This is a genomic window from Amycolatopsis sp. NPDC033938, from assembly GCF_055575975.1.
Map to the genome: position 1 here is coordinate 80,643 of NZ_JBVIRO010000010.1, position 25,147 is coordinate 105,789.

25 protein-coding genes are annotated in these 25,147 nt (G+C 69.7%); 22 read left to right on the forward strand and 3 right to left on the reverse strand.

The features are described from left to right. Positions 1–9 precede the first annotated feature (9 nt). Positions 10–1,104 (reverse strand): AAA family ATPase, encoded by a 1,095-nt coding sequence (locus ACZ5ZX_RS24200; RefSeq protein WP_465504262.1) that lies wholly within the window; start codon positions 1,102–1,104, stop codon positions 10–12. Between the two features lie 284 nt (positions 1,105–1,388). Between ACZ5ZX_RS24200 and ACZ5ZX_RS24205 the strand changes: the two genes are divergently transcribed. The 21 genes from ACZ5ZX_RS24205 to ACZ5ZX_RS24305 all read left to right on the forward strand — a co-directional run bounded on the left by ACZ5ZX_RS24205 (position 1,389) and on the right by ACZ5ZX_RS24305 (position 22,492). Then, positions 1,389–1,742 (forward strand): hypothetical protein, encoded by a 354-nt coding sequence (locus tag ACZ5ZX_RS24205; RefSeq protein WP_037304290.1) that lies wholly within the window; start codon positions 1,389–1,391, stop codon positions 1,740–1,742. A 4-nt stretch (positions 1,743–1,746) separates the two neighbouring features. Next, entirely contained in the window at positions 1,747–2,292 is a 546-nt protein-coding gene (locus ACZ5ZX_RS24210; RefSeq protein ID WP_465504263.1) for a DUF3558 domain-containing protein, read from the forward strand. Positions 2,293–2,302: 10 nt separating this feature from the next. Continuing rightward, positions 2,303–2,881, forward strand: a complete 579-nt coding sequence (locus ACZ5ZX_RS24215; RefSeq protein ID WP_465504264.1) for a PPE domain-containing protein — start codon at positions 2,303–2,305, stop codon at positions 2,879–2,881. Next, on the forward strand, positions 2,878–3,630 hold the full coding sequence (locus tag ACZ5ZX_RS24220) for an ESX secretion-associated protein EspG (protein WP_465504265.1): 753 nt from the start codon (positions 2,878–2,880) through the stop codon (positions 3,628–3,630). The genes ACZ5ZX_RS24215 and ACZ5ZX_RS24220 overlap by 4 nt, the downstream gene beginning before the upstream one ends. Positions 3,631–3,666: 36 nt before the next feature. Continuing rightward, positions 3,667–4,206 carry a YbaB/EbfC family nucleoid-associated protein gene (locus ACZ5ZX_RS24225; protein ID WP_465504266.1) on the forward strand — a complete coding sequence of 180 codons (540 nt, stop codon included), beginning with the start codon at positions 3,667–3,669 and terminating at the stop codon, positions 4,204–4,206. Next, positions 4,203–4,526 carry a type VII secretion target gene (locus tag ACZ5ZX_RS24230; RefSeq protein WP_465504267.1) on the forward strand — a complete coding sequence of 108 codons (324 nt, stop codon included), beginning with the start codon at positions 4,203–4,205 and terminating at the stop codon, positions 4,524–4,526. Before ACZ5ZX_RS24225 ends, ACZ5ZX_RS24230 begins: the two co-directional genes overlap by 4 nt. Next, complete coding sequence (locus ACZ5ZX_RS24235; RefSeq protein ID WP_465504268.1) at positions 4,523–5,662, forward strand: WXG100 family type VII secretion target; 1,140 nt, start codon at positions 4,523–4,525, stop codon at positions 5,660–5,662. Before ACZ5ZX_RS24230 ends, ACZ5ZX_RS24235 begins: the two co-directional genes overlap by 4 nt. After that, a complete protein-coding gene (locus ACZ5ZX_RS24240) occupies positions 5,655–6,248 on the forward strand; it encodes a hypothetical protein (protein ID WP_465504269.1) in 594 nt (197 codons plus the stop codon). Before ACZ5ZX_RS24235 ends, ACZ5ZX_RS24240 begins: the two co-directional genes overlap by 8 nt. Next, the gene (locus ACZ5ZX_RS24245; RefSeq protein WP_465504270.1) at positions 6,248–6,838 is read left to right on the forward strand and encodes a hypothetical protein; all 591 of its coding nucleotides are present in this window, start codon (positions 6,248–6,250) and stop codon (positions 6,836–6,838) included. Before ACZ5ZX_RS24240 ends, ACZ5ZX_RS24245 begins: the two co-directional genes overlap by 1 nt. Before the next feature lie 421 nt (positions 6,839–7,259). After that, complete coding sequence (gene mraZ, locus ACZ5ZX_RS24250) at positions 7,260–7,691, forward strand: division/cell wall cluster transcriptional repressor MraZ (RefSeq protein WP_005156436.1); 432 nt, start codon at positions 7,260–7,262, stop codon at positions 7,689–7,691. 204 nt (positions 7,692–7,895) lie between these two features. Then, complete coding sequence (gene rsmH, locus ACZ5ZX_RS24255) at positions 7,896–8,855, forward strand: 16S rRNA (cytosine(1402)-N(4))-methyltransferase RsmH (RefSeq protein WP_465504271.1); 960 nt, start codon at positions 7,896–7,898, stop codon at positions 8,853–8,855. After that, positions 8,852–9,559 carry a cell division protein FtsL gene (ftsL, locus tag ACZ5ZX_RS24260; protein ID WP_465504272.1) on the forward strand — a complete coding sequence of 236 codons (708 nt, stop codon included), beginning with the start codon at positions 8,852–8,854 and terminating at the stop codon, positions 9,557–9,559. Before rsmH ends, ftsL begins: the two co-directional genes overlap by 4 nt. Then, positions 9,559–11,487 carry a peptidoglycan D,D-transpeptidase FtsI family protein gene (locus ACZ5ZX_RS24265; protein WP_465504273.1) on the forward strand — a complete coding sequence of 643 codons (1,929 nt, stop codon included), beginning with the start codon at positions 9,559–9,561 and terminating at the stop codon, positions 11,485–11,487. The genes ftsL and ACZ5ZX_RS24265 overlap by 1 nt, the downstream gene beginning before the upstream one ends. A gap of 484 nt (positions 11,488–11,971) precedes the next feature. Beyond that, positions 11,972–13,477 carry a UDP-N-acetylmuramoyl-L-alanyl-D-glutamate--2,6-diaminopimelate ligase gene (locus tag ACZ5ZX_RS24270; RefSeq protein WP_465504454.1) on the forward strand — a complete coding sequence of 502 codons (1,506 nt, stop codon included), beginning with the start codon at positions 11,972–11,974 and terminating at the stop codon, positions 13,475–13,477. After that, positions 13,474–15,006, forward strand: a complete 1,533-nt coding sequence (locus ACZ5ZX_RS24275) for a UDP-N-acetylmuramoyl-tripeptide--D-alanyl-D-alanine ligase (protein WP_465504274.1) — start codon at positions 13,474–13,476, stop codon at positions 15,004–15,006. The genes ACZ5ZX_RS24270 and ACZ5ZX_RS24275 overlap by 4 nt, the downstream gene beginning before the upstream one ends. After that, positions 15,003–16,088 carry a phospho-N-acetylmuramoyl-pentapeptide-transferase gene (mraY, locus tag ACZ5ZX_RS24280; RefSeq protein ID WP_037304276.1) on the forward strand — a complete coding sequence of 362 codons (1,086 nt, stop codon included), beginning with the start codon at positions 15,003–15,005 and terminating at the stop codon, positions 16,086–16,088. The genes ACZ5ZX_RS24275 and mraY overlap by 4 nt, the downstream gene beginning before the upstream one ends. Positions 16,089–16,091: 3 nt before the next feature. Next, positions 16,092–17,495 (forward strand): UDP-N-acetylmuramoyl-L-alanine--D-glutamate ligase, encoded by a 1,404-nt coding sequence (gene murD / locus ACZ5ZX_RS24285; RefSeq protein ID WP_465504275.1) that lies wholly within the window; start codon positions 16,092–16,094, stop codon positions 17,493–17,495. Beyond that, positions 17,482–18,963 carry a putative lipid II flippase FtsW gene (ftsW, locus tag ACZ5ZX_RS24290; RefSeq protein WP_465504276.1) on the forward strand — a complete coding sequence of 494 codons (1,482 nt, stop codon included), beginning with the start codon at positions 17,482–17,484 and terminating at the stop codon, positions 18,961–18,963. The genes murD and ftsW overlap by 14 nt, the downstream gene beginning before the upstream one ends. Further along, on the forward strand, positions 18,960–20,084 hold the full coding sequence (murG, locus tag ACZ5ZX_RS24295) for an undecaprenyldiphospho-muramoylpentapeptide beta-N-acetylglucosaminyltransferase (RefSeq protein ID WP_037304270.1): 1,125 nt from the start codon (positions 18,960–18,962) through the stop codon (positions 20,082–20,084). The genes ftsW and murG overlap by 4 nt, the downstream gene beginning before the upstream one ends. Beyond that, on the forward strand, positions 20,077–21,486 hold the full coding sequence (gene murC / locus ACZ5ZX_RS24300; RefSeq protein WP_465504277.1) for a UDP-N-acetylmuramate--L-alanine ligase: 1,410 nt from the start codon (positions 20,077–20,079) through the stop codon (positions 21,484–21,486). The genes murG and murC overlap by 8 nt, the downstream gene beginning before the upstream one ends. A 178-nt stretch (positions 21,487–21,664) precedes the next feature. After that, positions 21,665–22,492, forward strand: coding sequence for a cell division protein FtsQ/DivIB (locus ACZ5ZX_RS24305; RefSeq protein ID WP_465504278.1), 828 nt, complete (start codon positions 21,665–21,667; stop codon positions 22,490–22,492). A 13-nt stretch (positions 22,493–22,505) separates the two neighbouring features. Here the strand turns inward: ACZ5ZX_RS24305 and ACZ5ZX_RS24310 are convergent, their stop codons facing one another. Beyond that, positions 22,506–23,249 (reverse strand): TetR/AcrR family transcriptional regulator, encoded by a 744-nt coding sequence (locus ACZ5ZX_RS24310; protein WP_465504279.1) that lies wholly within the window; start codon positions 23,247–23,249, stop codon positions 22,506–22,508. Positions 23,250–23,344: 95 nt separating this feature from the next. Here ACZ5ZX_RS24310 and ACZ5ZX_RS24315 point away from each other — a divergent pair, with 95 nt between their 5' ends. Beyond that, the gene (locus tag ACZ5ZX_RS24315; protein ID WP_465504280.1) at positions 23,345–24,178 is read left to right on the forward strand and encodes an NAD(P)H-binding protein; all 834 of its coding nucleotides are present in this window, start codon (positions 23,345–23,347) and stop codon (positions 24,176–24,178) included. 123 nt (positions 24,179–24,301) lie between these two features. Here the strand turns inward: ACZ5ZX_RS24315 and ACZ5ZX_RS24320 are convergent, their stop codons facing one another. Then, positions 24,302–25,105 carry a hypothetical protein gene (locus ACZ5ZX_RS24320; RefSeq protein ID WP_465504455.1) on the reverse strand — a complete coding sequence of 268 codons (804 nt, stop codon included), beginning with the start codon at positions 25,103–25,105 and terminating at the stop codon, positions 24,302–24,304. Between the last annotated feature and the right edge of the window lie 42 nt (positions 25,106–25,147).

Consider the following 25,147-nt stretch of genomic DNA (forward strand, 5'->3'; position numbering starts at 1 on the left):
TCTTTCTACTCAGCGGTGGTTCGAGCCCTGCGGAACGGGGACACGGTGCAGGATCGCGCGGACCACGTCGGTGGCCGAACGGCGGGCGGCGTGCGCCTCGGTGGTGAGCACCAGGCGGTGCGCCAGCACCGGGACCGCGACCGTGTGCAGATCGTCCGGGACGACGAACTCACGGCCCGAAAGCGCGGCCTGCGCACGGGCGGCGCGGACCAGCTGCAGGGTCGCCCTCGGCGACGCGCCGAGGCGGATCTCCGGCACCTGCCGGGTCGCCGACACCAGTTCGACGGCGTACCGGCGGACCTCCGGCGACATGTGCACCGACCGCACCGTCTCGATCAGCCGCTGCACCGAGTCGCGGTCGGAGACCGGCTCGAGATCGGCCAGCGGGTTGTGCCCGGCGTGCTCGTCGACCATGGCCAGTTCGGCCTGCTGATCGGGATAGCCGATGGACACCCGCGCGGTGAACCGGTCCCGCTGGGCCTCGGGCAGCGCGTAGGTGCCCTCCATCTCGATCGGGTTCTGGGTCGCGATCACCATGAACGGCTCTTCCAGGTGGTACGTCGAGGTGTCGACGGTGACCTGGTGCTCTTCCATGCATTCGAGCAGCGCCGACTGCGTCTTCGGCGAGGCGCGGTTGATCTCGTCGCCGACCACGATGTTCGCGAACACCGGGCCGGGCCGGAACTCGAACCCGCCGCTCTGCCGGTTGTAGATGGACACCCCGGTGACGTCGCTGGGCAACAGGTCGGGGGTGAACTGGATGCGGCTCACGGTGCAGTCGATCGAGCGGGCCAGCGCCTTCGCCAGCGAGGTCTTGCCGACCCCGGGGACGTCCTCGACCAGGAGGTGGCCTTCGGCGAGCAGGGTCACGAGCGCGATGCGGATGACTTCGGGTTTGCCGACCAGTACCCGCTCGACGTTGGCGGCGATCCGCCGCGCCGTCTCGTGCAGTTCGTCCAGCGACGCGGTGTTTCCACCAGCCCTGCCTTCACGGCCGTTCTGGCGGCCGCTCACCGAGCCGGCGGCCGTGGGGTACGGCTCGTGCCCGGTTGCCTGCGCGCCCTGCTGTTCGCCGGGCGTCGCAGACTGGATTCTCGACGTCACTCGACCTCCTGATGCCACGTGGCTGGATGTCCGCTGGGTCTGCTGAAGGCAGCTTTTCCTCACCCGAGTAGTCCCCCGAGCAGCGGTCAGCCTCCCACGAAGTGTGTCAAACTCGGGCGAACTCGTGGGGGGAACCCCGCCAACCCCAGTCGATGACTCTGTGCAACCAGAGACCTTACCTCGATCGGGTGAGGTGAGCGCGTTTTTGGGTGCTCCCGCTGACGCCGGGTTTTGTCGTATGCTCCGATGCGAGGTCGCTCGACTACGGAGAGGCGTAACCGCATATGAGCGAGGTGAGTACCGCCAAACCCAGGTTCGATCTGAGCGGGTTCGCGGTCGCCCCGGAGCTGGCGGCCGACGCCCACGTGAAGATCTCCGCTCTGCAGGACGTGGTCGGCCAGATGGTCCGCGAGGCCAAGGTGCTCGGCCGCACCGTTCCCCTCGGCGGGGGATACGCGGACGAGGTCGGCCGGTTCATGGCGCAGTACGGGATCGGCGCCGACGGCTCGGCGGTCGAGGCGCTCACGGCGTTCGGCAAGGAACTCGAGGCGCTCAAGAACCGGATAGAGAAGGCGCTGGCGCGCTACACCCGTCAGGATGAACAAGCGGCGGCGGATGTGGACTGTGTCGGCGGCTGAACCCATGAGTCCCCGCCTCCTCGGCTTCGGTGCCCTCGGTGCGCTCATCGTCCTCGCTGTGTCCGCGTGCGGGCAAGGGGCCGCAGGCCAGGCGCAGGTTCCAGCCACTCGGCAGGTGGTGGTCGGCGGCGCTTCGACCGCCGCCACCCTTCCACCCGCCAAGCTGGATCCCTGCGCGCTGCTCGGTCCCGCGGACCGGTCGAGCGCCGGGGTGAACGTGCTCGGCGTCCCGAAGGAGATCAACGGCGCCCGCGCCTGCGACTGGACGGTGCCCGCGACCTTCGGCGTCACCATCACCGTGGACGAGCGGAACGGCCTGGCCGACCTCGAGATCGCGCGCAAGACCGCCACCAAGACCAAGATCGGCGACCGGGACGCGCTCAAGGTCGCCGACAAGAAGGCCGCCGACGGGACCTGCGCGATCCTGCTCGGCATGGGGGAGAAGGCGAGCGTCCAGATCGACGTGAGCAACACGAACTTCACCGACACCCCGCTCGCCTGCGAGCGCGCGGTGACGGTGGCGGGACTGGCCGAACCCAAGCTGCCTTAGGAGAACTGTCGTGCCTGAAGGAGAGACGCCGGGACGCGAGGTCCCGGTCGCGGCCACGCGGTACGAGGCCTACAGCCACGAGGCGCTGGCCGCCGAGGTCGAGGCAGGCAACGATCCCGAAGCGGCGGGCGGTATCGGCGCCGCTTGGGACGCGCTCGCGCGGCGTATGAACGACGCGACGGCCGAGCTGGCCGGGCTGATCGGCAGCAGCGAGGAGAACTGGCGCGGGGAAGCGGGTGACGCGCTCCGCGGCGTGCTGGCCACGGCGTCCGGCTGGCTGACCTGGTCCGCCGATCTCTCGTCCGCGCTCGGGCAGGCGATCTCCGGGCAGGCCGAGGTCGCGGCGCGAGCCCGTGCGGACATGCCACCGCCGGTGGACTTCGATCCGGGCGCGATGATCCGCGGCGCCGCCGCCGGCGGGAACCTGCTGGCGCTCGCGGCGCTCGCCGACGAGATGGAGGCGCGCCGCGCGGAGGCCGAGGAGGCCAGGCGCAAGGCCGTCGACGTGATGAACAATCGCGACGCCTCACTGCATTCGCTGACCCCGCGAATCTCGTTCGGGAAGCCGCCCGAGCTGGGGCGGTCTTGATCCGCGTTTCCGCGTCGGCGTTCGACGTCCTCTGGTCCGACCTCGGCCACGCGGCTCCGCCGTGGCCGCTGTCCGTCCGCAGCGTCGGCGGCACGGAAGCGGAACGCGCCGAGATCCGCGGCGCGGTCTACGAAAACCTTGCCGAACGAGGCCTTTATGACGGGGATCGGCTCGACGCCGCCCTGGAAGCGCGACTGGACCTGCTCGCACGTGCCGAGGTCTACGTCGAATGTGAAGCCCTGGCCGATATGACGGCCGAAGCCCCGTTCCGCGCGGTCGCGGCCGCGCGCGGGCGGCACGGCGTACTGGCCACCCAGCCTGAGCAGACCATCGCGCTTTCCGGGATCGGCGACGGCGAGGTGTTCGCCGCGATCGTCGACGTCCTGCCGGAGCTACGGCCAGGCCCCGGCTACGGGATCAGCCTGCCCGCGGCGCGCTTCGACGGTGAGCTGGACGATCCGCTTTTCGGCGACGGTCAACGATCGTCGGCTTCGGACACTCAGCTGCGCGAGGTGCTCGCCATCCAGGCACGGCCGGTCTACAGCGCCGGCCAGTTCACCGTGCGGACCCGCGGCCGTGATGGCCGGACACACCGGGCGGGCGGGCTGACCTGGTTCGACACCGACGTCGGCGCGTACTGCGCGGCGCGGTCCGAGGGACGCGGCGGACAGGCGTGGGTGAACGTATCCCCTGTGGACGGTCCGCGCCTGGCGACGCGATTGGCTTCGCTGCTGGATCCCGACCGCTAGGTTGTGACGGGTCGACGACCCGAGGGGGGTTTCGGAATGACCGTGCCATTCGGTGGCCAGGTGCGCGATCCGCAGGAATGGATGCGCGAACAGGAACAACGCAGTGCGGCTCTGCTCGCCAAGGCGGAACAGGCGAAGGCCGATCTGGAGAACAACGTCGTCACCATGAGCAGCCCGGACCGGCTGGTCACCTTGACGGTCAACCCCGGCGGCGGCCTGACGTCGCTCGCCCTTTCCCCGCAGGCGCAGGAACGGCCACCGGCCCAGCTCGCGTCGCTGATCATGAGCACCTATCGCAAGGCGACCACGAGGGCCGCGGACCGGACCCTGGAGATCATGGCCGGGCTGACCGGCGAGGACTCCGACGCGGTGGACTTCATCAAGAGCACCCTGCCGCCGAGGGAAGAACCGCAACCCACCGCGGAACCGGACGACTCCGCGCGGTTCGGCGTCCCAGCCGAGCCACCCTCTGGGCCACCTTCTGGGCCGCCCGCGAAACCCCGGCCGCCCCGTCCCGCCTCCGATGAGGACGACGGCGAAGACTTCCAGCACGTCGACTGGACCGGCCGCTCGTGAGTGGGCCGGGATACGGCGTCTCGCCGGAACGCCTCAAGGCACACGCGGACCAGGTCTCCGATCTCGCCGACCGCATCCGGGGCGCGGCCTCGGCGGCGACCCAGGTCGGCATGGGCGGTTTCCAGGGCTACGGCCTGCTCTGCGCGGTGCCCGTCGGCGGCGTCCTGCAGCTGGCCCAAGGCGACGCGGACGAACTGATGACCAGCGCGGCGAACCTCGGCGACGCGTTGTCCGAGGCACTGAAGAAGGCGGCGACGGACTACACGAAGATCGACGACGACGCGGCGCAGCTCAGCCGGGACCTGGGGAAGAAGCTGTGAGCGAAGGACCGGTCGCGCGGCCGAGTGAACAGAACCTCGTCGCGCAGAAGGAAGCGAAGTCCGAGCCATTCAAGGGCGGCGGAGCCTTCGAAAGTGGCTCGAGCCTGGGCGGCGACATCTATAAGGCCTTCAAGGGTGACGATGTCGACGCGTTCGCGTTCGCGATGGATGGCGTCTCATTCGGCCTGGACGCGCTGTCGATGATCTTGAACCCGCTCGGAGAACTGGTCAAGGCCGGTGTCGGCTGGCTGATGGAGCACCTCGACTTCATCCGGGAGCCGTTGGAACTGCTCACCGGGGATCCGGAGCTGGTCCAGCAGGCGGCCCAGACCTGGAACAACATCGCGGCGGAACTCGAAGCCGTGGCGGGGGACTACGAGGGAGCACTCTCGACGACGTCCGGGTGGGACGGTGATGCTGCGATCGCGTACCGTCGCGTCGCTTTGCAGTACACGCAGTCCTTGCGCGATGTAGCGGCCGACGCGAAGGACTCAGCTCATTGGATCACCACGGGGGGCATGGTAGTGGCCACCGCGCGTGCGCTGGTCTTTGACATCATTGCCACTTTCATCAGCGACGTGATCACCCGGGCCTTACTGGCTCTCGCCAGCTCGTGGTTCACCTTGGGCGGTTCGGTCGCGGCTTTCACCGCGAGCATCTTCGCCGACGCGGTCAAGGTCATGGCGAAGATCCAGAAAAAGCTCGGCAAGCTGCTCAGCGCCATCCAGAAATTCGTGAAGCGGTTCGAAGGTTCGAGCGAGCGGGCCCGAGAGGCGGCGCGGGCGTTGGGACGTAAGGCTTCGGATCTCGGGCAAGAGGCCAACCGGGCGATCAAGGCCAGTGACAAGACATTGGACACGTTCAAGGCCGACAATCTCAAGCTCGCGAAGAAGGCCCTGGATTCCGACGCGACGGGTGCCGAGCGCCTGCTCAAGCACACGCGTGGCGGAATGGACCGCATGGAGAACACCGTCGCGGGCAAGATCGCCGACAACACTGGCTTGAAGATCGGGAAGGAAGCCGGGAAGGCGGCCGCCGCGGATTACAATCAGTACGACGGCGGCTCAGTCGAACGCGGCAGGACGACGCCACCGAACAGTGGCAGGATCAGCGGTTCGCTCGACGACGATGACTGACCAGAACAGAGAAGATGAGCGAGCGGTCCGGAGCCGTCGAGGGCGATACAGCCTGCGGGTGCTCTCCGGCGTCGTCTTCGTGGTGCTGGGCGCATGGGTGATGTTCTCGTTCGGTGCCTCACTGGGGATCGGTGCCGCGGGGACGGTGGACCGGTTCGGTGTCGCGCAAATCCGCGAGTGCCATCGCAGCCCGGTGCGACTCTGGATGATCCACGTTTGCGAGGCCGACGTGACGTGGGACCGGAAAACGCCGGGAAGACCACAGGTCACGTCTTCGGCGATCGGTTCTGTCGCGGATCTGTCGGGTGAGGTGAACGTCGTGTCCTATAAGTCGGTAGGCCGCTACGGGCTTCTTCACTACAACATCGTCCCCGTGGACCGCCCGCGGCCGATGTTCTCCACCGGGTGGTGGTTCTTCTTCGTGCTCGTGGGCACGATCCCCAGCTACATCGTCGGCTGGTTCGCGGGCAAGGGCATCGATCGGCTCTTGCCCGAACCAGCGGAGAAACCCAAGGATTGGCGCGGTGTCAGCCGTCGTGCCGCGCCGGGTATGAACGGACGCCGTCGCAAACGTGGTCGCCGGTGATGGGCGAACAGACCGAGCGGCCGACGCGGACCGCCCGGACCCGATGGTGGCCTCGAAGTGTCATGGGCGGACTCGGCGTGCTGCTCACGTTGTGGCTGATGCTCTCTTCGCAGTGGGTGGTCGGTTTCCAGCCGTGGGGCACCCTGAGCAGGACCGGTACCGCCCAGGTCGAGCAGTGCCAGAGGAACGCGATCCACACCTGGATGACGTATTCGTGCCAGGCGGAAATCCGGTGGGACAACGTTTCTCCAGGAGGAGAACAGGTCTCGACCGCTGCGGTCACCGCGGTTTCCGCGCTTTCGGGCAGCGTTCCGGTGGAGGAGTACAAGTACCGGAAGAAGAACAGTTCGCGAGGGGGGTCTTCCGTCGTCCCGATGGATCGGCCGGTGTGGCCGGTCGCCGACGGCTGGTGGATCCTTCTCGTCTTCGTCAGCGTGATCCCCGGCTGGATCGCGGGCTTCTGGCTGGGGGGCCGTCTCGGCCGGTTGCTTCCTGAACCGAAGGAGAAACCCAAGGATTGGCGCGGCGTCAGCCGTCGCGCCACCCCAGGGATGAACGGACGCCGCCGCAAGCGCGGACGCCGACGGTGAGCGTGGAAGATCCGGGACACTGAACGTCCCGGATCTTCCACGCTCGGAGCGAAGCAGTCCTTTGTCGACATGTCGTCGGATGAACCGACGTCACCCTCCACAGTGTCTCCACCGGATTCCCCACTTTCACCCCCACTCCGCCCCACAACAGGGTTCCGGCTGCCGATAACCGGACGCATCAGGCATGGATGAGGTTGCTTCGATACCCGCCCAGGGGGATCTTGGCCACCGTCCCCCACCGAGCCCCCACCTGGCCCCACCTGGCTGACCAGCGAAAACGCCTGACACGACGGAGTGGTGGCGGCTTTTGTCGCGTTGACTGTGGTGAAAAGTGGGGTACGGTGGTGCGCAGTGGGGCAGAAGGGAGCCCCGTGGCCGACCCTGGTTGTCAGCAGCCGGGATCGGTAGGGAGGTGGAGCCGATGTTCCTCGGCACCCACACCCCGAAACTGGATGACAAAGGGCGGCTCACGCTGCCCGCGAAGTTCCGCGACGCGCTCGCCGGTGGGCTGATGGTCACCAAGGGACAGGATCACTGTCTCTTCGTCTTTCCCCGGGCCGAGTTCGAGCAGATGGCGAGGAAGGTCGCCGACGCCCCGTTCACGAACGAGGCGGTCCGGGCCTATCAGCGTTATCTCTTCGCCGGGACGGACGAACAACGCCCGGACGGGCAAGGACGTATCGCGATCGCGTCCGAGCTCAGGCGGTACGCCGGGTTGAACAAGGAGTGCGTGGTGATCGGGGCGATCACCAGGTTGGAGATCTGGGATGCCCAGGCGTGGCAGGGCTACCTGGACGAACACGAGGACAGCTACGCGAAGGCTCGAGAGGAAGTTCTGCCGGGCGTCTTCTAGACGTGACCGAAGAAGCACCCACGCCGTCGGGGGGCGCGGGTTCCTGCTTCGGACACGCGGGAAACCGTCCACACGGATGCCGTGAGGCCTCTGTCCGCTCAGTGGCCCTGGTACACCTTCCCCGGTACCAGGTCAGCAGGCGGGCGGACAGGGACCTGACGGCATCCGGCATCTTCCCCGGCACGACACGAAAGGGGGGAAGACATGGCAGACGAACACGAGCACGTTCCAGTGCTGCTCAAGCGTATCGTCGAACTGTTCGCGCCGGTCTTCTCCGACCGCGAGGCCGTGCTGGTCGACGCGACCGTCGGATTGGGCGGTCATTCCGACGCGCTCCTCACCGAATTCCCCGCACTGCGCCTGGTCGCGCTCGACCGTGACCCCAACGCGCTGGAACTCTCCGCGAAACGGCTCGCGAAGCACGGCGATCGCGTCGACTTCGTGCACGCCGTCTACGACGAGATGCCGTCCGCGCTGCAGAGCCTCGGACTGTCCAGAGTGGACGGAATCCTCTTCGACCTCGGTGTCTCCTCGATGCAGCTGGACCGGGCCGAACGCGGTTTCGCCTACTCCAAGGATTCCCCGCTCGACATGCGGATGGACCCGACCACCGGGATCACCGCCGCCGACGTGCTCAACACCTACGCCCCCGGCGAGCTGATCCGGATCCTGCGCGACTACGGCGAGGAACGATTCGCCCAGCGGATCGTCAAAGCCGTTATGGCGGAACGGGAGAAGGAACCCTTCACCCGGAGCGGGCGGTTGGTGGAACTGCTGTACGACGCGGTCCCCGCGGCGAGCAGGCGCACCGGCGGCCATCCGGCGAAGCGCACTTTCCAGGCGCTGCGGATCGAGGTCAACGGCGAACTGGAAGTGCTGCGGCGGGCGATGCCGCGGGCGCTGTCCTCACTTGCCGTCGGCGGCCGCATCGTCGTGGAGTCCTATCAGTCCCTCGAGGACAGGCTGGTCAAGCAGGCCTTCGCGGAACTGGCGAAATCCCGGACGCCCGAAGGGCTTCCGGTGGAACTACCGGGCCACGGCCCGGAACTGAAACTGCTCACCAGAGGGGCCGAGAAGGCCGGCGAGGCGGAGACCGAACAGAACCCACGGGCCGCCTCCGTGCGGCTGCGAGCCGCCGAACGGATCGGAGACCGAGCACGATGACCGCTCCCGCGAAGTCCCGCGGCCGCCGGGGTGCACCGGCGCCCAAACGGCGTGCCCGCGCGACCAGCACGGTCGACGAGACGCCGGAAACCGCCGCACCGGGCACCACTCGCGCCTCCCGCGGCCGGACGTCGGCGGCCGAACGCGCCTACGCCCGCCGTGCCCAGCGCGCCGATCTGCTGCAGCGCGATCAGCGGCGCAACCGTCCCGACGCCGAAGGCGGTGCGGGCAAGGAAGAGCCGAAGAAGAAGCTCAAGCTGCGGTGGCCACGCTCGCGCGCGTCGTTCGTGCTGATGATGATGGGCATGCTGGCCGTCGGCGTGGCGTGCACGCTGTGGCTGACCACGCAGGCCATCGCCGATTCGTACCGGCTCGAACAACTGCGCACGGCCAACGCCGGACTCGCCGAGGCGAAGGAACGGCTGCAGCGCGAGGTCGCGAAGGCCGAGTCGCCCGCTTCGCTGGCACCCAAGGCCAGGGAACTGGGCATGGTTCCCGGCGGCGACCCCGCCCATATCGTGGTCGGCCCGGACGGACAGTCCACTGTGGTCGGTGAGCCGAAGAAGGCACAAGGGGAGGCGCCCCCGGTCCCGGCCGCACCGCCGCCGCCCCCCGCCGAGGGCACCCAGCAGGGCGTGATCGAGGGCGACCAGCCCGCTGTCCCCCAGGAGAACGCGGAACCCCAGGCGCAAGGAGGTCAGTGATGTCACCCGGCCGTCCGGCACAGGCCAGGACCCGGTCGGCGGGCAGCGCGCGGCGGACCTACGCCGCGGGGACCCGCCGTGCCACCGCTCGGCGGGGCAACGGAGGACATCCGAGCCGGTTCACCGGGGTGCGGATCCTGCTGATCGTCGTGATGGTGCTCGCCGGTCTCAAACTGGTGCAGGTGCAGTGGTTCGAGGCGGGCGCGCTGTCCGAGGCGGCGGAACGGCAACGGGCATCGGTGATCGAAAGTCCCGCGCAGCGCGGGTCCATCATGGACCGCAACGGGACGAAGATCGCGTTCAGTATCGAGGTGCGGACGCTCGCGGTCAGCCTGAACTGGCTGCACAAGAAAATGGACGAGTACGCCGCGGCGAACCCGGCCAAGGGCAAGAACTTCGAGACCGAGGTCGCGGGCGCGGCGAAGCTGATCGCGGCCAAACTGCCGGGCGTGATCACCGAGCAGGAACTGCTGGACAAGTTCCACAAGCAGGAGCCGTTCACCTACCTCGTCCATGACATCGAACCGTCGGTCGCCGACGCGATTGTCAAGGAATACCCGTGGATCAGCGTCGAGAAGCGCTCGAAGCGGGAGTACCCCGGCGACTCGGTGGGAGCGAACATCATCGGCTACGCGAACTGGCGTACCGACGACAAGGACGTTTCCAAACACAACCTGCACGGCGGCTACGGCCTCGAGGCCTCGCGGGACAACGACCTGGCCGGAACACCGGGCCGCAAGATCGTCAACACCCGGAACGGCAACGACAACCTGGTCATCCCCGGTACCGAGCGGGACATCCAGAACGCCGTCCCCGGTTCGGATCTGCAGCTGACCATCGACACCGACCTGCAGTACGAACTGCAGCGGCAGCTGAGCGAATACGTCGCCAAGTCGCGCGCCAAGGGCGGCCAGGCGGTCATCATGGACTCGAAGACCGGCGAGGTCTACGCGCTGGCCAACGACAAGACGGTCAACCTCAACGACCCGGCTTCGCGCAGCGAGACCGAGAACCTGAACAACCGCGCGGTGACCACGCCGTTCGAACCCGGTTCGGTGAACAAGATCGTCACCGCCGCCGGCGCGATCGACGACGGCATCACCACCCCGGAGGCGTCGATCCCGGTGCCGGGTTCGCTGCAGGTCGCGGACAAGGTCGTCAAGGACGCCTGGATCCACGGCACGCAGCAGTTCACCACCACTGGCATCTTCGCGAAGTCGTCGAACGTCGGGACCCTGTTGCTGGCGCAGAAACTCGGCGAAGACCGCTACGCCGACCTGCTCAAGAAGTTCGGTCTCGGCCAGCGCACCGGTCTCGGTCTCCCCGGTGAGAGCCCAGGCGTCGTACCGCCGCGCAACCAGTGGTACGCCACGACCTTCGGCAACCTGCCGATCGGGCAGGGGCTTTCGATGACCGTCGTGCAGATGGCCGGGATGTACCAGGCCATCGCGAACGACGGGCTGCGCGTGGAACCGCGGGTCGTCAAGGCGAAGGTCAACCCCGACGGGACCGTCGTCCCCGAACCGGCGCCGAAGACCGTGCAGGTCATCAGCCCGCAGGCGGCGAAGACCGTGCGCGAGATGATGCGCGCCGTGGTGCAGAGCGGCAGGGGGCTGCAGAGCGGCACCGGGCCGAAGGCGGCGTTGGAGGGCTACCAGGTCTCGGGTAAGACGGGCACCGGCCAGCAGGTCGATCCGCAGACGAAGACGTACAGCAATCACCTGTACAACATCACCTTCGCCGGGATCCTGCCCGCCGACAAGCCGCGGTTCGTGGTCGGCATCCGGCTCGACGCGCCGGAAGCCTCGCTGCCGGGCGGGGGCTCGGCCGCGCCGCTGTTCCACTCGATCGCCGCCTACCTGACGCAGCGGTTCCAGATCCCGCTTTCGGACGGTCCGGCGCCTCAGGTCCCGCTGATCCTTTCCTGAGCGCTGTCGAAGGGACGCTTCTTCTCCGTTCACGTGCCATGAAAGGTCCTTTCCTCGCAAATTTTGCAAGGAAAGGACCTTTCATGGCGTTCGACGAGGGTGCCGCAGGACCGTGAAGACTCCCTTCGCGTGGCCACCGCCACGGCGCTCGTAGCTGTCCGTGAACGGGCCCCTGCCCTAGGGCACCGCCCGAAAAGCATCCCGCGTACCGCCGCGAAGTCCTCAAGCGACAGTCGGAAGCCCTTGTGCGCCAAGGAGAGCTCGCGAAACCCATTACCACGAGCATGATCACCGCGCTCACACCCCGCACCGCTTCGGTCACCCGAATGCCACGCCGGTAACCTCCTTTGCTGTGTCGGTGCCTACTTCAGATCCCCGCAGCGGTCCCGCCGTCGAAAGCGGGTCCGGCGCGACGGCTGCCCAGGTCCCGGACAGCCCGGTCAAGGCCGTCTCCGCACCCCCTCGTCCGGCCAGGATCGAGCCGATGCCGCTGGGCACGCTGCTCGCCAGGGCGGGCGCGCGGCTCGTGGTGGGCGGTGACGACTACCCGGCCGCGGCCGAGCTGACGGTCACGGGCAGCACGCTGCGCGCGCAGCACGTCCTCCCCGGAGACCTCTTCGCCGCGCTTCCCGGTGCCCGTGCCCACGGCGCGGACTTCAGCGACCAGGCCATCGCCGCCGGAGCGGCCGCCGTGCTCACCGACGAGGCCGGTGCCGAGCGCCCGGTGCTCCGTGACGCGGGCGTGCCGATCCTCGTGCACCCCGACCCGCGCGCCGCCCTCGGCGAGATCGCGGCCTGGATCTACGGCGAGCCGTCGCTGGAGCTGTCGGTCCTCGGGATCACCGGGACGTCCGGCAAGACCACGACGTCGTATCTGGTCGACGCCGGGCTCAAGGCGGCCGGGCTCACCACCGGCCTGATCGGCACGGTCGAGACCCGGATCGCGGGCGAGCGGCTGGCCAGCGGCTTCACCACCCCCGAGGCGCCGGATCTGCAGGCGCTCCTCGCCGTCATGGTGGAGCGCGGCGTCACGCACGTCCCGATGGAGGTCTCCAGCCACGCGCTGGCGCTGGGCCGGGTCAACGGCACGCGTTTCGCGGTCGGGGCCTTCACCAACCTCTCCCAGGACCACCTGGACTTCCACAAGGACATGGAGGAGTACTTCGCCGCCAAGTCGCTGCTGTTCGACGGCCGCTCCACCGCCGAGGTGGTCGTCGTCGACAGCGCGTGGGGGCACGCCCTCCTGACCCCGCACACGGTGACCGTCTCCACCGAGCCGGGCTCGGACGCGCAGTGGCGCGCCACCGACCTCACGCCCACCCCGGCGGGGGAACAGACCTTCACTCTCCACGGACCCGACGGCCTCGCCGCTTCGGCGAAGATCCCGCTGCCGGGTGAGTTCAACGTGGCGAACGCGGTGCTCGCGGCCGCGATCCTCGCCACCGCCGGTGTCCCGCTCGACGCCATCGTCGCCGGGCTCGCCGCGGTCGAGGTGCCGGGCCGGATGGAGCGGGTCTACCTCGGCCAGCCGTTCACCGCGGTGGTCGACTACGCGCACAAGCCCGCCGCGGTCGCGCAGGGGCTCGACGCGCTGCGTGCCCGCACGGAGGGCCGGATCATCACCGTCCTCGGCTGCGGCGGTGACCGCGACACCGCGAAGCGCCCGATGATGGGCGAGGCGGCGGTCCGGCGCAGCGAGGTGCTGATCGTGACCGACGACAACCCGCGTTCGGAGGATCCGGCCGCGATCCGGGCGGCCATGCTGGCCGGGGCCCGCAACGCCGGTCCGGCGCTGGGCGGCGAGATCCTCGAGATCGCCGACCGTCGCGAGGCCATCATCCACGCCGTCGAGCTCGCCAAGCCCGGCGACATCGTGCTCATCGCGGGCAAGGGCCATGAGACCGGCCAGGAGGTCCAGGGTGTCGTGCACCCGTTCTCCGACCGGGACGAACTCGCCTCCGCCATCCGCAGACGTCTGGAGACATCGTGATCGTGCTCAGCCTGGCCGAGATCGCCGACATCGTCGGCGGCAGGCTGCACCGGACCGACGGCACCGCCGAGGTCACCGGGAGCGTCGAATTCGACACCCGCGAGCTGACCCCCGGTGGCCTGTTCGTCGCGCTGCCCGGCGCGAGGGTCGACGGCCATGACCTCGCCGCGAAGGCCGTCGAGGCCGGCGCCGTCGCGGTGCTCGCGGGCCGCGAGGTCGACGCCCCGGCCGTGATCGTGCCGCCGCTGCCCGCCGGTACCGCGCACGATCGCGCGTTCGCGCTGGTCGCCGACAAGGACGGGGCGGGCGCCGCGGTACTGGCCGCGCTGGCCAAGCTCGCCCGGCACGTGGTCGAGAAGCTGTCCGGCGAGCACCTGACCGTCGTCGGCGTCACCGGCTCGTCGGGCAAGACCTCCACCAAGGACGTCATCGCCCAGCTGCTGGAGCCGCTCGGCCCGACGGTCGCGCCGCCGGGGTCGTTCAACAACGAGCTGGGCCACCCCTGGACGGCGCTGCGGGCCGACGCCTCGACCCGGCACCTGGTGCTGGAGCTGTCCACCCGCGGGCCCGGCCACATCGCCGAGCTGGCCGCCATCGCGCCGCCGCGGATCGGGGCCGTGCTCAACGTCGGCACCGCGCACGTCGGCGAGTTCGGCTCGCGTGAGGGCATCGCCAAGGCCAAGGGCGAACTGGTCGAGGCACTGCCGAGCGCCGAAGACGGCGGCGTCGCGATCCTGAACATCGACGACCCGCTGGTCGCCGCCATGGCGAGCCGCACGAACGCGCGCGTGGTGTACGTCGGCGAGAGCGCGTCCGCGCACGTCCGCGCCGTGGACGTCACCCTCGACGAGGAAGCGCGGGCGTCGTTCCGGCTGGTGACCCCGTCCGGCGAGGCCCCGGTGAAGCTCCCGCTGTACGGCGAGCACCACGTCGGCAACGTGCTCAGCGCCGCCGCGGTCGCGCTGGAACTGGGTTCGACGACCGAGGAGATCGCGGCCCGTCTGTCGGGCCTCGAGCAGCGCTCGGGACGCCGGATGGAGGTCACCACCCGGCCCGACGGCGTCACGGTGCTCAACGACTCGTTCAACGCCAACCCCGAGTCGGTGCGCGCCGCGCTCAAGGCGCTCGCGTCGATGAGCACGGAGCGCCGGTCTTGGGCCGTGCTCGGCGTGATGGCCGACCTCGGCGACGACGCGGTCGAGGCGCACGACGGCATCGGCAGGCTCGTCGTCCGGCTCAACATCGACAAGCTCGTGGTCGTCGGAGAGGCCGCCGCGGCCATGCACCAGGGCGCGCACCAGGAGGGTTCCTGGGGCGAGGAGTCGGTACTGGTACCCGACGTCGAGGCCGCCATCGCCCTGCTGCATGATCAGCTCCGCGCGGGCGACATCGTGCTGGTGAAGGCGTCCAAGTCCGCCGCGCTGTGGCGGGTGGCCGATGCCCTGCTCGCCTCCCCCGAAACGAACGCTGAATCCCCTGTAGTACCCCCTTCCCCCTCTCAAGAACGCTCGAACGGTGGTGACGCGTGATCAGCATCCTGATCGCGGCCGCGGCGGGCCTGCTGGTCTCCATCCTCCTCACTCCCTATCTGATCCGGGTCTTCTCCCGGCAGGGCTTCGGCCAGGAGATCAGGGAGGAAGGACCGCAGGGACACAAATCCAAGCGCGGTACCCCGACGATGGGTGGTGTCGCGATCATCGTCGCGATGGTCGTCGGGTATTTCGTGGCCCATCTGATCAGCTCGCTCAGCGGCGGCAACGGCACCGGCGGCCCGTCCGCTTCGGGGCTGCTGGTGCTGGGGCTGGCCGTCGGCCTCGGGATCGTCGGGTTCCTCGACGACTTCATCAAGATCCGCAAACAGCGCAACCTCGGGCTGAACAAGACCGCGAAGCTGGTCGGCCAGCTGGTGGTCACGATCGGCTTCGCGATCCTGGCGCTGCAGTTCGCCGACGAACGCGGGCTCACCCCGGCGTCGGAGAGCCTCTCCTACGTGCGTGACCTCGCGCTGATCACCTTCCCGTCGGTGTTCTTCGTGATCTTCTGCTACGTCGTCATCTCGGGCTGGTCGAACGCGGTGAACTTCACCGACGGCCTCGACGGTCTCGCCGGCGGCACCGCGGCGATGGTGCTGGCGACCTACGTCGTCATCGCCTTCTGGCAGACCCGCCTCTCGTGCGCGGTCACCCCGCAGGCCGCCTGCTACGACGTCCGTGACCCGCTGGACCTCGCCGTGGTGGCCGCCGCGGCGACCGGCGCCTGCGTCGGTTTCCTCTGGTGGAACGCGGCACCGGCGAAGATCTTCATGGGCGACACCGGTTCGCTCGCGCTCGGTGGCCTCGTCGCCGGGCTGTCGATGACCACCCGCACCGAACTGCTCGCCATCGTCATCGGCGGTCTGTTCATGGTCGAGATGATCTCGGTGGTCGCGCAGATCGCGGTGTTCCGCACGACCAGGCGACGGCTGTTCCGGATGGCCCCGTTCCATCACCACTTCGAACTCGCGGGCTGGGCGGAGACCACGGTCATCATCCGGTTCTGGCTGCTTTCGGCCATCTGCTGCATGTTCGGTCTCGGGCTGTTCTACAGCGAGCAACTCGGTCTCGGGGGTTAAGCGGTGGAACTGGCCGGTCGTCACGTCCTCGTGGCCGGAGCCGGGGTCACCGGCAAATCCATCGTCCCCGTCCTGCGGGAGCAGGGGGCGCGGGTCACCGTCACCGACGGCAACGCCGAACGGCTGGCGGAACTCGAAGGGCTCGGCGCGGAACTCGTGCCGGGCCTGACGGACCCGCCCGAAGGCGTCGAGCTGGTCGTGACCAGCCCAGGCTGGCGGCCCACGTCGCCACTGCTGGTGGCCGCTGCCGAAGCGGGTATCGAGGTGATCGGCGACGTCGAACTGGCGTGGCGCGTCGGGCAGCTGCGCGACAAACCGCCGGTGTGGCTCGCGATCACGGGCACCAACGGCAAGACCACCACGGTCGGGATGCTGGAGTCGATCCTGCGCACCGCCGGGGTCGACGCCGTGGCCTGCGGGAACGTCGGATTCGCGGTACTCGACGCCGTCCGGGCCGGGCACGAGGTGCTCGCCGTGGAGCTGTCGAGCTACCAGCTGCACTGGTCGTCCACGCTCGCCCCGCACGCCTCCGTGGTGCTGAACCTGGCCGAGGACCACCTCGACTGGCACGGCTCGATGGAGGAATACGCTGCCGCGAAGGGCCGGATCCACGCCCACTCGCGGAACGTGGTGCACAACCTGCACGAGGAGTGGTCCATCCGGCTCGCCGAGGAGCACGCGCCCGCCGGCGCCCGCCGCGTCGCCTTCGGGATGGACACCCCGCGCCCCGGCGAACTCGGCATCGTGGAAGACCTGCTGGTCGACCGCGCCTTCGTCGCCGACCCGGCGACCAGCGCCGACGAACTCGGCACGCTGGCCGACGTCCGGCCCGCCGGTCCTCACAACGTGTCCAACGCGCTCGCCGCGGCGGCGCTGGCCCGCGCCTACGGCGTCAGCGGCGAGGACGTCGCCAAGGGCTTGCGCGAGTACCGCCCCGCCCCGCACCGGGCCGAGGAGGTCGCCGAGGTCGACGGTGTCCGGTACATCGACGACTCCAAGGCGACCAATCCGCACGCGGCGAGTGGTTCGCTGCGCGCGCACCTGTCCGTCGTCTGGATCGCCGGTGGCCAGCTCAAGGGCGCGTCGGTGGACGAACTGGTCGGTTCGATCGCGGGCAGGCTCCGCGGAGTCGTGCTCCTCGGCGTGGATTCACCCGCGATCGCCGCCGCTGTTGCGCGACACGCGCCGGATGTCCCGGTGAACAGCCTCCTTCCGGGTGACGATGACCCCATGACTGCGGCGGTGAAGGCGGCCCGCGCCCTGGCGCGGCCCGGAGATGTGGTGCTGCTGGCCCCCGCCGCGGCGTCGTTGGACATGTTCTCGAGCTACGGCGCGCGCGGCGACGCGTTCGCGCGTGCGGTCCGTGTCCTGCGCGACGGTGCGGGGGAGACCAGTGACGGCGGTTGAGGAAAGAAAGCGCCAGCCCGGCCAGCCACGTAAGCCACGGGAACGCAAGGAAAGCACGTTCGTCGCGTTCCGCACCGCGCTGACGGCGTGGCTTTCGCGGCCGCTCGCCTCGTTCCACCTGGTACTGGCGCTCACCGGCGTGCTGACCGTGATCGGCATCGTGATGGTGCTTTCGGCGTCTTCGGTCGCTTCGTACAACCCGAAGACCGGCAGCGGGGTCTACGCGCAGTTCAGCAAGCACATCCTGTTCGTCGCCATCGGCTCGGTGGTGTTCTGGATCGGACTGCGGATCCCGCTGGAACGCGTCCGGCGTCTTTCGGCGACGATGACCGTGGTCTGCCTCGGCCTGCTCACGCTGGTGCTCACCCCGCTGGGCTCGACCGTCAACGGTTCGCAGGGCTGGTTCATGTTCGGCGGGTTCGCCTTCCAGCCGGTCGAGGCGGCCAAGCTCGCGCTCGCCTTCTGGGGCGCCCACATCCTGGTGATCAAGTACAACATCATCAACCAGTGGCGGCATCTGCTCGTCCCGGTGGTGCCGATCGCGCTGCTGATGTTCGCGCTGGTCATGATGCAGCCCGACCTCGGCGGCACGATCACGCTCGCGGTGGTGCTGCTGGCCCTGCTGTGGTTCGCGGGCGCGCCGAAACGGCTGTTCGGCGTGATCCTCGCCGGCGGGCTCGTCGGGGTGCTGGTGCTCGCCATCATCGCCCCGTACCGGCTGCGGCGGGTCATGTCGTTCGTCTCCGGCGACCCGGACACCAGCGCCGACGGCTTCCAGGCCAACCAGGCGAAACTCGCGCTCGCCGACGGCGGGCTCTTCGGCAAGGGGCTCGGACAGGGCCAGTCCAACTGGGGCTACCTGCCGAACGTGCAGAACGACTTCATCTTCGCCCTGATCGGCGAGGAACTCGGCTTCATCGGCTGCGTGGTGGTGCTGGCGCTGTTCGCCGGGGTCGCCATCGTGGGCCTGCGCATCGCGGCCCGCAACCTCGACCCGTGGATCCGTATCGTGTCCGGCACGCTGACCGTCTTCCTGGTCGCGCAGGCGGGGATCAACATCGGCTACGTCGTCGGCCTGCTGCCGGTCACCGGGGTCACCCTGCCGTTGATCTCCTACGGCGGGACGTCGCTGGTGATCACCATGCTCATCATGGGGGTCCTCGCCAACGCCGCCCGGCACGAACCGGAGGCGGTGGCCGCACTGCGTTCGCAGGGGCCGGGTAAATTCGGACGCCTGCTGAGGCTTCCCGCGCCCGACCCGTACCGCCCGCCCGCCAAGCGCAAGGGCGCCGCGGCCAGGGGAGGCGCCACCAAGGCGGCGAGGCCCGCGCCGAGGACGGCGAGGCCATCGCCCGCACAGGAGCGGCGCCGCTCGGTGCGGGAACCCGGCAGAAGGACGGCCGCACGTACGGCGGTGAACCGCGGTACCGCGAAACGGGGTACCGCAAACCGGAGAGGTCATAGGTGAGTAACCCCGTTAAGGGAGCCGAGAGATCCGCCGCGGGCAAGGCGCCGGTGGTCGTGGTCGCCGGGGGCGGCACCGCAGGACATATCGAACCAGCACTCGCGCTCGCCGACGCCGTGATGCGCCTGCGTCCCGACGCGAAGGTGATCGCGCTGGGGACCGAGCGCGGTCTGGAGACCAAACTCGTCCCGGCGCGCGGCTACCCGCTGGAGCTGATCCCGCCGGTGCCGATGCCGCGCAAGCCGACGCCTGAGCTGCTGAAGATGCCGTTGAAGGTCCGCGACGCGGTCAAGCGCACCCGTGCCGTCCTGGACCGGGTCGGCGCGGACGTCGTCGTCGGCTTCGGCGGCTATGTCGCGCTCCCGGCGTACCTCGCCGCGCGTGGCCGCACCCCGATCGTGGTCCACGAGGCCAACAAGGCGGCCGGGCTGGCGAACCGGGTCGGCGCGCGATTCGCCGCCCGCGTCGCCGTCGCCGTCCCGGGGACGCCGCTGCCGAAGGCCGAGGTCGTCGGCATCCCGCTGCGTCACTCCATCACCTCGCTCGACCGGGCCGCGCTGCGTGCCGAAGCCCGTGAGTTCTTCGGGCTCGACCCGGACGTCCCGACACTGCTGGTCTTCGGCGGTTCGCAGGGCGCGGTGTCGATCAACGGCGCGGTCTCGGCCGCGGCCAAGGAGTTCGCGGACGCCGGGGTCGGCGTCCTGCACGCACACGGACCGAAGAACACACTGGTCGTCCAGGAGTTCCCCGGCAGGCCCGCGTACGTCCCGGTGCCGTACCTGGAGCGGATGGACCTCGCCTACGCCGCCGCCGACGCGGTGCTGTGCCGCTCCGGCGCGATGACCGTCGCCGAGGTCACCTCCGTGGGGCTGCCCGCGGTGTTCGTCCCGCTGCCCTACGGCAACGGCGAACAGGCGAGCAACGCCCAGCCCGCGGTCGACGCGGGTGCCGCGCTGATGGTGACCGACGCCGACCTCACCGCCGCCAAGATCGCCGAGCTGGTGATCCCGCTGGTCGCCGACGCCGACCGGGTCGCGAAGATGAGTGCGGCCGCGGTCGGTCTCGGCCACCGCCAGGCCGACGAGACCCTTGCCAAGATCGTGCTGGAGGTAGCCGGTGCCTGACAACCTCCCGGACACGCTCACGCGTGCCCACCTGATCGGGATCGGCGGCGCCGGGATGAGCGGCATCGCCCGTATCCTGCTGGCCCGCGGGGCCCAGGTCTCGGGGTCCGACGCGAAGGAGTCGCGCGCGTTCCTGTCGCTGCGGGCACAGGGCGCCGAGATCGCCATCGGCCAGCGTGCCGAGAACCTCGACGCGTTCGCCGAAGGCCCGTCGTCGGTGGTCGTGTCGACCGCGATCAAGGAGAGCAACCCGGAACTGATGGCCGCGCGGGAACGCGGGATCACCGTCCTGCACCGCGCGCAGGCGCTGGCCGGGCTGATGGGTGGCCACCGCGTCGCGTGCATCGCCGGGACGCACGGCAAGACGTCGACGACGTCGATGCTGACCGTCGCGCTGCAGCACTGCCGCCTCGACCCGTCGTTCGCCATCGGCGGCGACCTCAACGAGTCGGGCGCGAACGCCCACCACGGCGAGGGTGGCGTCTTCGTCGCCGAAGCCGACGAGAGCGACGGGTCGTTCCTGGCCTACTCGCCGACGGTCGCCGTGGTGACCAACGTCGAGCCGGACCACCTCGATCACCACGGCACGGCCGAGGCGTACGTCTCGGTCTTCACCGACTTCCTCGGCCGGATCGAACCGGGCGGGCTGCTCGTCGTCTGCGGTGACGACGAGGGAGCGGACAAGCTCGGCTCGCAGGCGGAGGAACGCGGCATCCGCGTCCGCCGCTACGGGCGTTCGGTCACCGGCGCGGACGACGCGAAGGTGCTGGACTACACGCCTGCCCCCGAAGGCGGCGTCGTGCGTATCTCCTTGCAGGGCAAGGAAATCGACCTCCGCGTCGCGGTGCCGGGTGAGCATATGGCGCTGAACGCGATCGCCGCGCTGCTGGCCGGGATCGAACTCGGCGCACCGGTCGAGGGCCTCGCCGAAGGGCTCGCCGCGTTCGGCGGCGTCCGGCGCCGGTTCGAGTTCAAGGGCCGCTCCGGCGACGTCCGGGTGTACGACGACTACGCGCATCACCCGACCGAGGTCGACGCGCAGCTGCGCGCGGTGCGGACGGCGGCCGGTTCCGGCCGGGTCATCGTGGTCTTCCAGCCGCATCTGTACTCGCGCACGAAGACGTTCGCGAAGGAGTTCGCGGCGGCCTTGTCGCTGGCCGACGAGGTCATCGTGCTGGACGTGTTCGGTGCCCGCGAGGAGCCGGAACCCGGCGTGACCGGCGCGCTCATCGCCGACCAGATCTCCGGCGCCACCGTGCACTACCAGCCGGCGTTCGACGTCGCGGCGAAGCTCGCCGCGGATCTGGTCAAACCCGGCGACCTGCTGGTGACCATGGGCGCCGGTGACGTCACTCAGATCGGCCCGGAGATCCTGGCCGAACTGGACCGGCGGGCGGGCTAGCCATGTCTCTCAAGGCGCGCTTTCGGATTCCCGTAGCCGGGCCGCGGCATCGCCTGTCCGCTCACCCGGCCAGGCCGGCGGCCCGCCTCCGCGAAGCCGAGGCCTCCGGCCGAAAAGAAACGCGCGCGCGTACCCTCACCCAACCTGTCCACCTCAGTTCGGGAGACACGCTTCAGCCATGACGCAGACCGGGGAACGCCGCCGCCCGGCCGAACCCGGTCGGCGTCCGCGTACCGAACGAGCCAAGCGGGTCAAGCGGGTTCAGGGCGCGGAAGCGAGGCGCGGCAGGCGGTCCGTCCAGGATCGTCGCCGGACCACCCGGCCGATCCGGCGCAAGGAACTGCGGCGGCGCTGGGTCGCGCTGCTCTCGGTGCTGACCGTCGTCGCCGTCGTCTACCTGCTGTGGTTCAGCTCGATGCTGGGCGTGCAGCAGGTGGACGTCGTCGGCGCCAACTCCGTCCCCGCGGAGCAGATCCGCGCCACGGCGGCGGTACCGGACCAGAAGCCGATGCTGCGCCTGGACACCGACGAGATCCGCGACCGGGTGGCGCAGATGCCCGGTATCGCCACCGTCGACGTCTCCCGGTCCTGGCCGAGCACGCTCGAGATCACCGTGACCGAACGGGCGGCCATCGCGTTCTTCGACAGCGGCCCCGGCGGCGACGGGGTGCACCTCGTCGACGGCGGGGGAGTGGTGTTCAAGACACTCAAGGAGCGGCCCGCTGGGCTGCCCGAGTTGAAGCTGCCGTCGGTGTCGGCCGACGACCCGGTGACCCGTGCGGTGACCGGCGTCCTCGGCGTGATCCCGCAGCAGCTGCTGAAGCAGGTCACGACCGCGACGGCGAAGACGCCCGGCAGCGTCGAGTTCGCGCTGGCCGACGGGAAGACCGTGCGGTGGGGGACCTCGGCCGACACCGAGCGCAAGGCGAAGGTGCTCGCCGCGTTGCTCACCCGCGAGGGCAAGGTCTTCGACGTCTCGGCGCCGGACCTGCCCACCGTCTCCTGACGCGTTCCGTCCTCTAAACGCGGGCTTCGATGCCGTCCAGCAGGCGTTCCAGGCCGAACGTGAAGGTCTCGTCGGCGGCTTCGCAGCTGTCGGAGTCGTAGCCGCCGCTTTCCCACATCCGGGTCATCGCCGGATGCCGTTCGACGTCGAAGTACTTCTCCCAGAACACCGACCGCTGCCCCCACCAGGCGTCGGTCGACTCGCCGGTCCGCTGTTCGAGCTGGGCCGTCTCCGCCGAAAGCGCCGCGTTCGCCTGGACGTACACCTCGATGCTCTGCGCGGCCGCGGTCACCTCGCGCGGCGGCAAGCCGATGTCCGCGACGGCCGCGATCAGGTACTCCTGGCCCGCCATCAGCCCCGGCCCGAGCACCGGCCGCACCGACGACGCCGACCGTAGCCACGGGTGCTCGCGGTACACGGCCAGGGTGCGTTCGGCGTAGAGGCGTACCCGCTCGCGCCAGCCGTCCGGCCGGGGATCGCCTGGGCCGGGGAGATCCCGTTCGGCGAGCACCGAGTCCACCATGAGGTCGAGCAGTTCCGTCTTGCCGGGGACGTAGGTGTAGAGCGTCATCGTGCCGACGTCGAGTTCCTTGGCGATCTGGCTCATCGACACGGTCGCTTCGCCCGCACCGTCGGCGAGGGCCACGGCGGTGGCGACCACCCGGTCGAGGGTGAGTTTCGGTTTCCGTCCCCTGGTCGGCTGCCGGGCCTCACCGCGGTCGCGCCACAACAGCTCGAGACTGCGCTCGAAGTCCATCCACACTCCACTCGGCCGTGAAGCTGGATTCTACATTCTCGTATGCGGTACGGTTGAATCATTCCCGTAGGGCGTACGAAAAGGAGTGGGGCATCGTGACGATCCTGGTGACCGGTGCGACCGGAAACGTCGGCAGGCTGGTGGTCGACGAACTGGTGGAGGCCGGAGCGCCGGTGCGGGCGTTGACCGTGAATCCGGCGAAGGCGGCACTGCCGGAGCAGGTGGAGGTCGCCAAGGGCTATCTGGGGAAGCCGGAGACCCTGCCGGAGGCGCTGAAGGGCGTCGAGACCGTGTACCTGGCACCGCTGGCGGACACGGTGGACGACTTCGTGAAGCTCGCGAAGGAGGCGGGAGTCCGCCGGGTGGTGGCGCTGTCGGGCAGCAACGCCGACGACCCGCCCGAGAACTCGAGCGGCGTGGCCTTCGCCATCGTCGAAAAGGCGGTCCGGGAGGCCGGTTTCGACTGGACGTTCCTGCGCCCTGGCGCGTTCATGAACAACACGTTCGGCTGGGCGGCGACGATCAAGGCCGAACGGGTGGTCCGCGAGGCCTACCCCGAAGCCCGGATGACGCCGATCGACCTCGGGGACATCGCGGCCGTGGCGGCGCACGTCATCCTGACCGAGGGGCACGTCGGCAAGAAGTACACCCTGAGCGGACCGACGGCGATCAGCCAGCGCGAACAGGTCGCAGCCCTCTCGGCCGCGCTCGGCGAGGAAGTCACCTTCCAGGAGCTCACCCGCGAGGAAGCGGACAAGCAGTGGACCGACGCCGGGATCCCGGCGGGAGTCGCGAAGTGGCTGCTCGACGGCTTCGCGTACTTCACCGAGCACCCCGACACACCGACGGGCGTGGTCGAGGACCTCACCGGACGGCCCGGTGTCACCTACGAGCAGTGGGCCTTGGCGAACGTCGAAGCGTTCCGCTGAGGGTCGCTTCCTGCTCGGCAAGGAGCTGAAGGGCGCTTTCCCCGCATGCGATGCGGGGAAAGCGCCCTTCACCGCGTGAGATGCGAGGAAGGCGTCCTTCAGCCCCTTGCCGGTGAAGGGGGGTCAGCGGGCCCGGCGGGGCAGGCGGGTCGGCAGCGGCGCGCCCCGCCGCGGCCGGTCCGCTGTCGCCTGAGCGGGCGTCTGGGCAGGTGGTGGGGCCGGCTGGGACAGCCGCTGAGGCTGGGGCAGCGGAGGCGGCGCCTGCGACTCGCGCGGCCAGGCGGGGGTGATCATCGCCTGCGCCCCGACCCGGCGGACCGGCAGTCCGTGCGCCTCGCGGGCGGGCAGGCCGGGCCAGATCTCGCCCGCCTCCTTGGCGGCGTCGCGGATCGCGGTGCCGTCGAGTGACGTCCGTGTCTCTTCGATGTCGCGGTCGAGCCACTGGACGACGAACTCCAGCGGCCCGGCCGGCGGCAGGGGCCACAGGAAGATCTCGTGGTCGACGTGGAACGACGTACCGCCGAGCCCCTGCGCGCGCAGCACCGGCTGGTCCGGTTTCGAAGCCGACGGCACGGAGATGGTCTCCGAGCTGGCGCGGCGGCCGTCGGGGAAGAGCACCCCGACGAGCAGCGCGTTGTAGTCCGGCACGCGGCGGTGGTCGATCAGGCCCTCGGCTGGTTCGTCCAGCAGCAGGTCACGCGCGTACACCGACAGCTGGAAGGTCACCGACTCCGGCCACACCTCGATACCGCGCAGCGCCACGATGGTCCGCTCGGCACGGCCCAGCGGCATCGACCAGGGCAGGATCGCCGGGACGATGTACTCGCGCGGCGGATCCACCCACGGGCGGCCGTTGTAGCCGAACAGCTCCTGTTCCGGCACCGGGAACAGGGGACGGCCGCGCGGGCCGTCCGTGAAGAAGCTCATCGCGGACCGGGTGGGGCGCACCTGGCAGACACGCCGCTCACG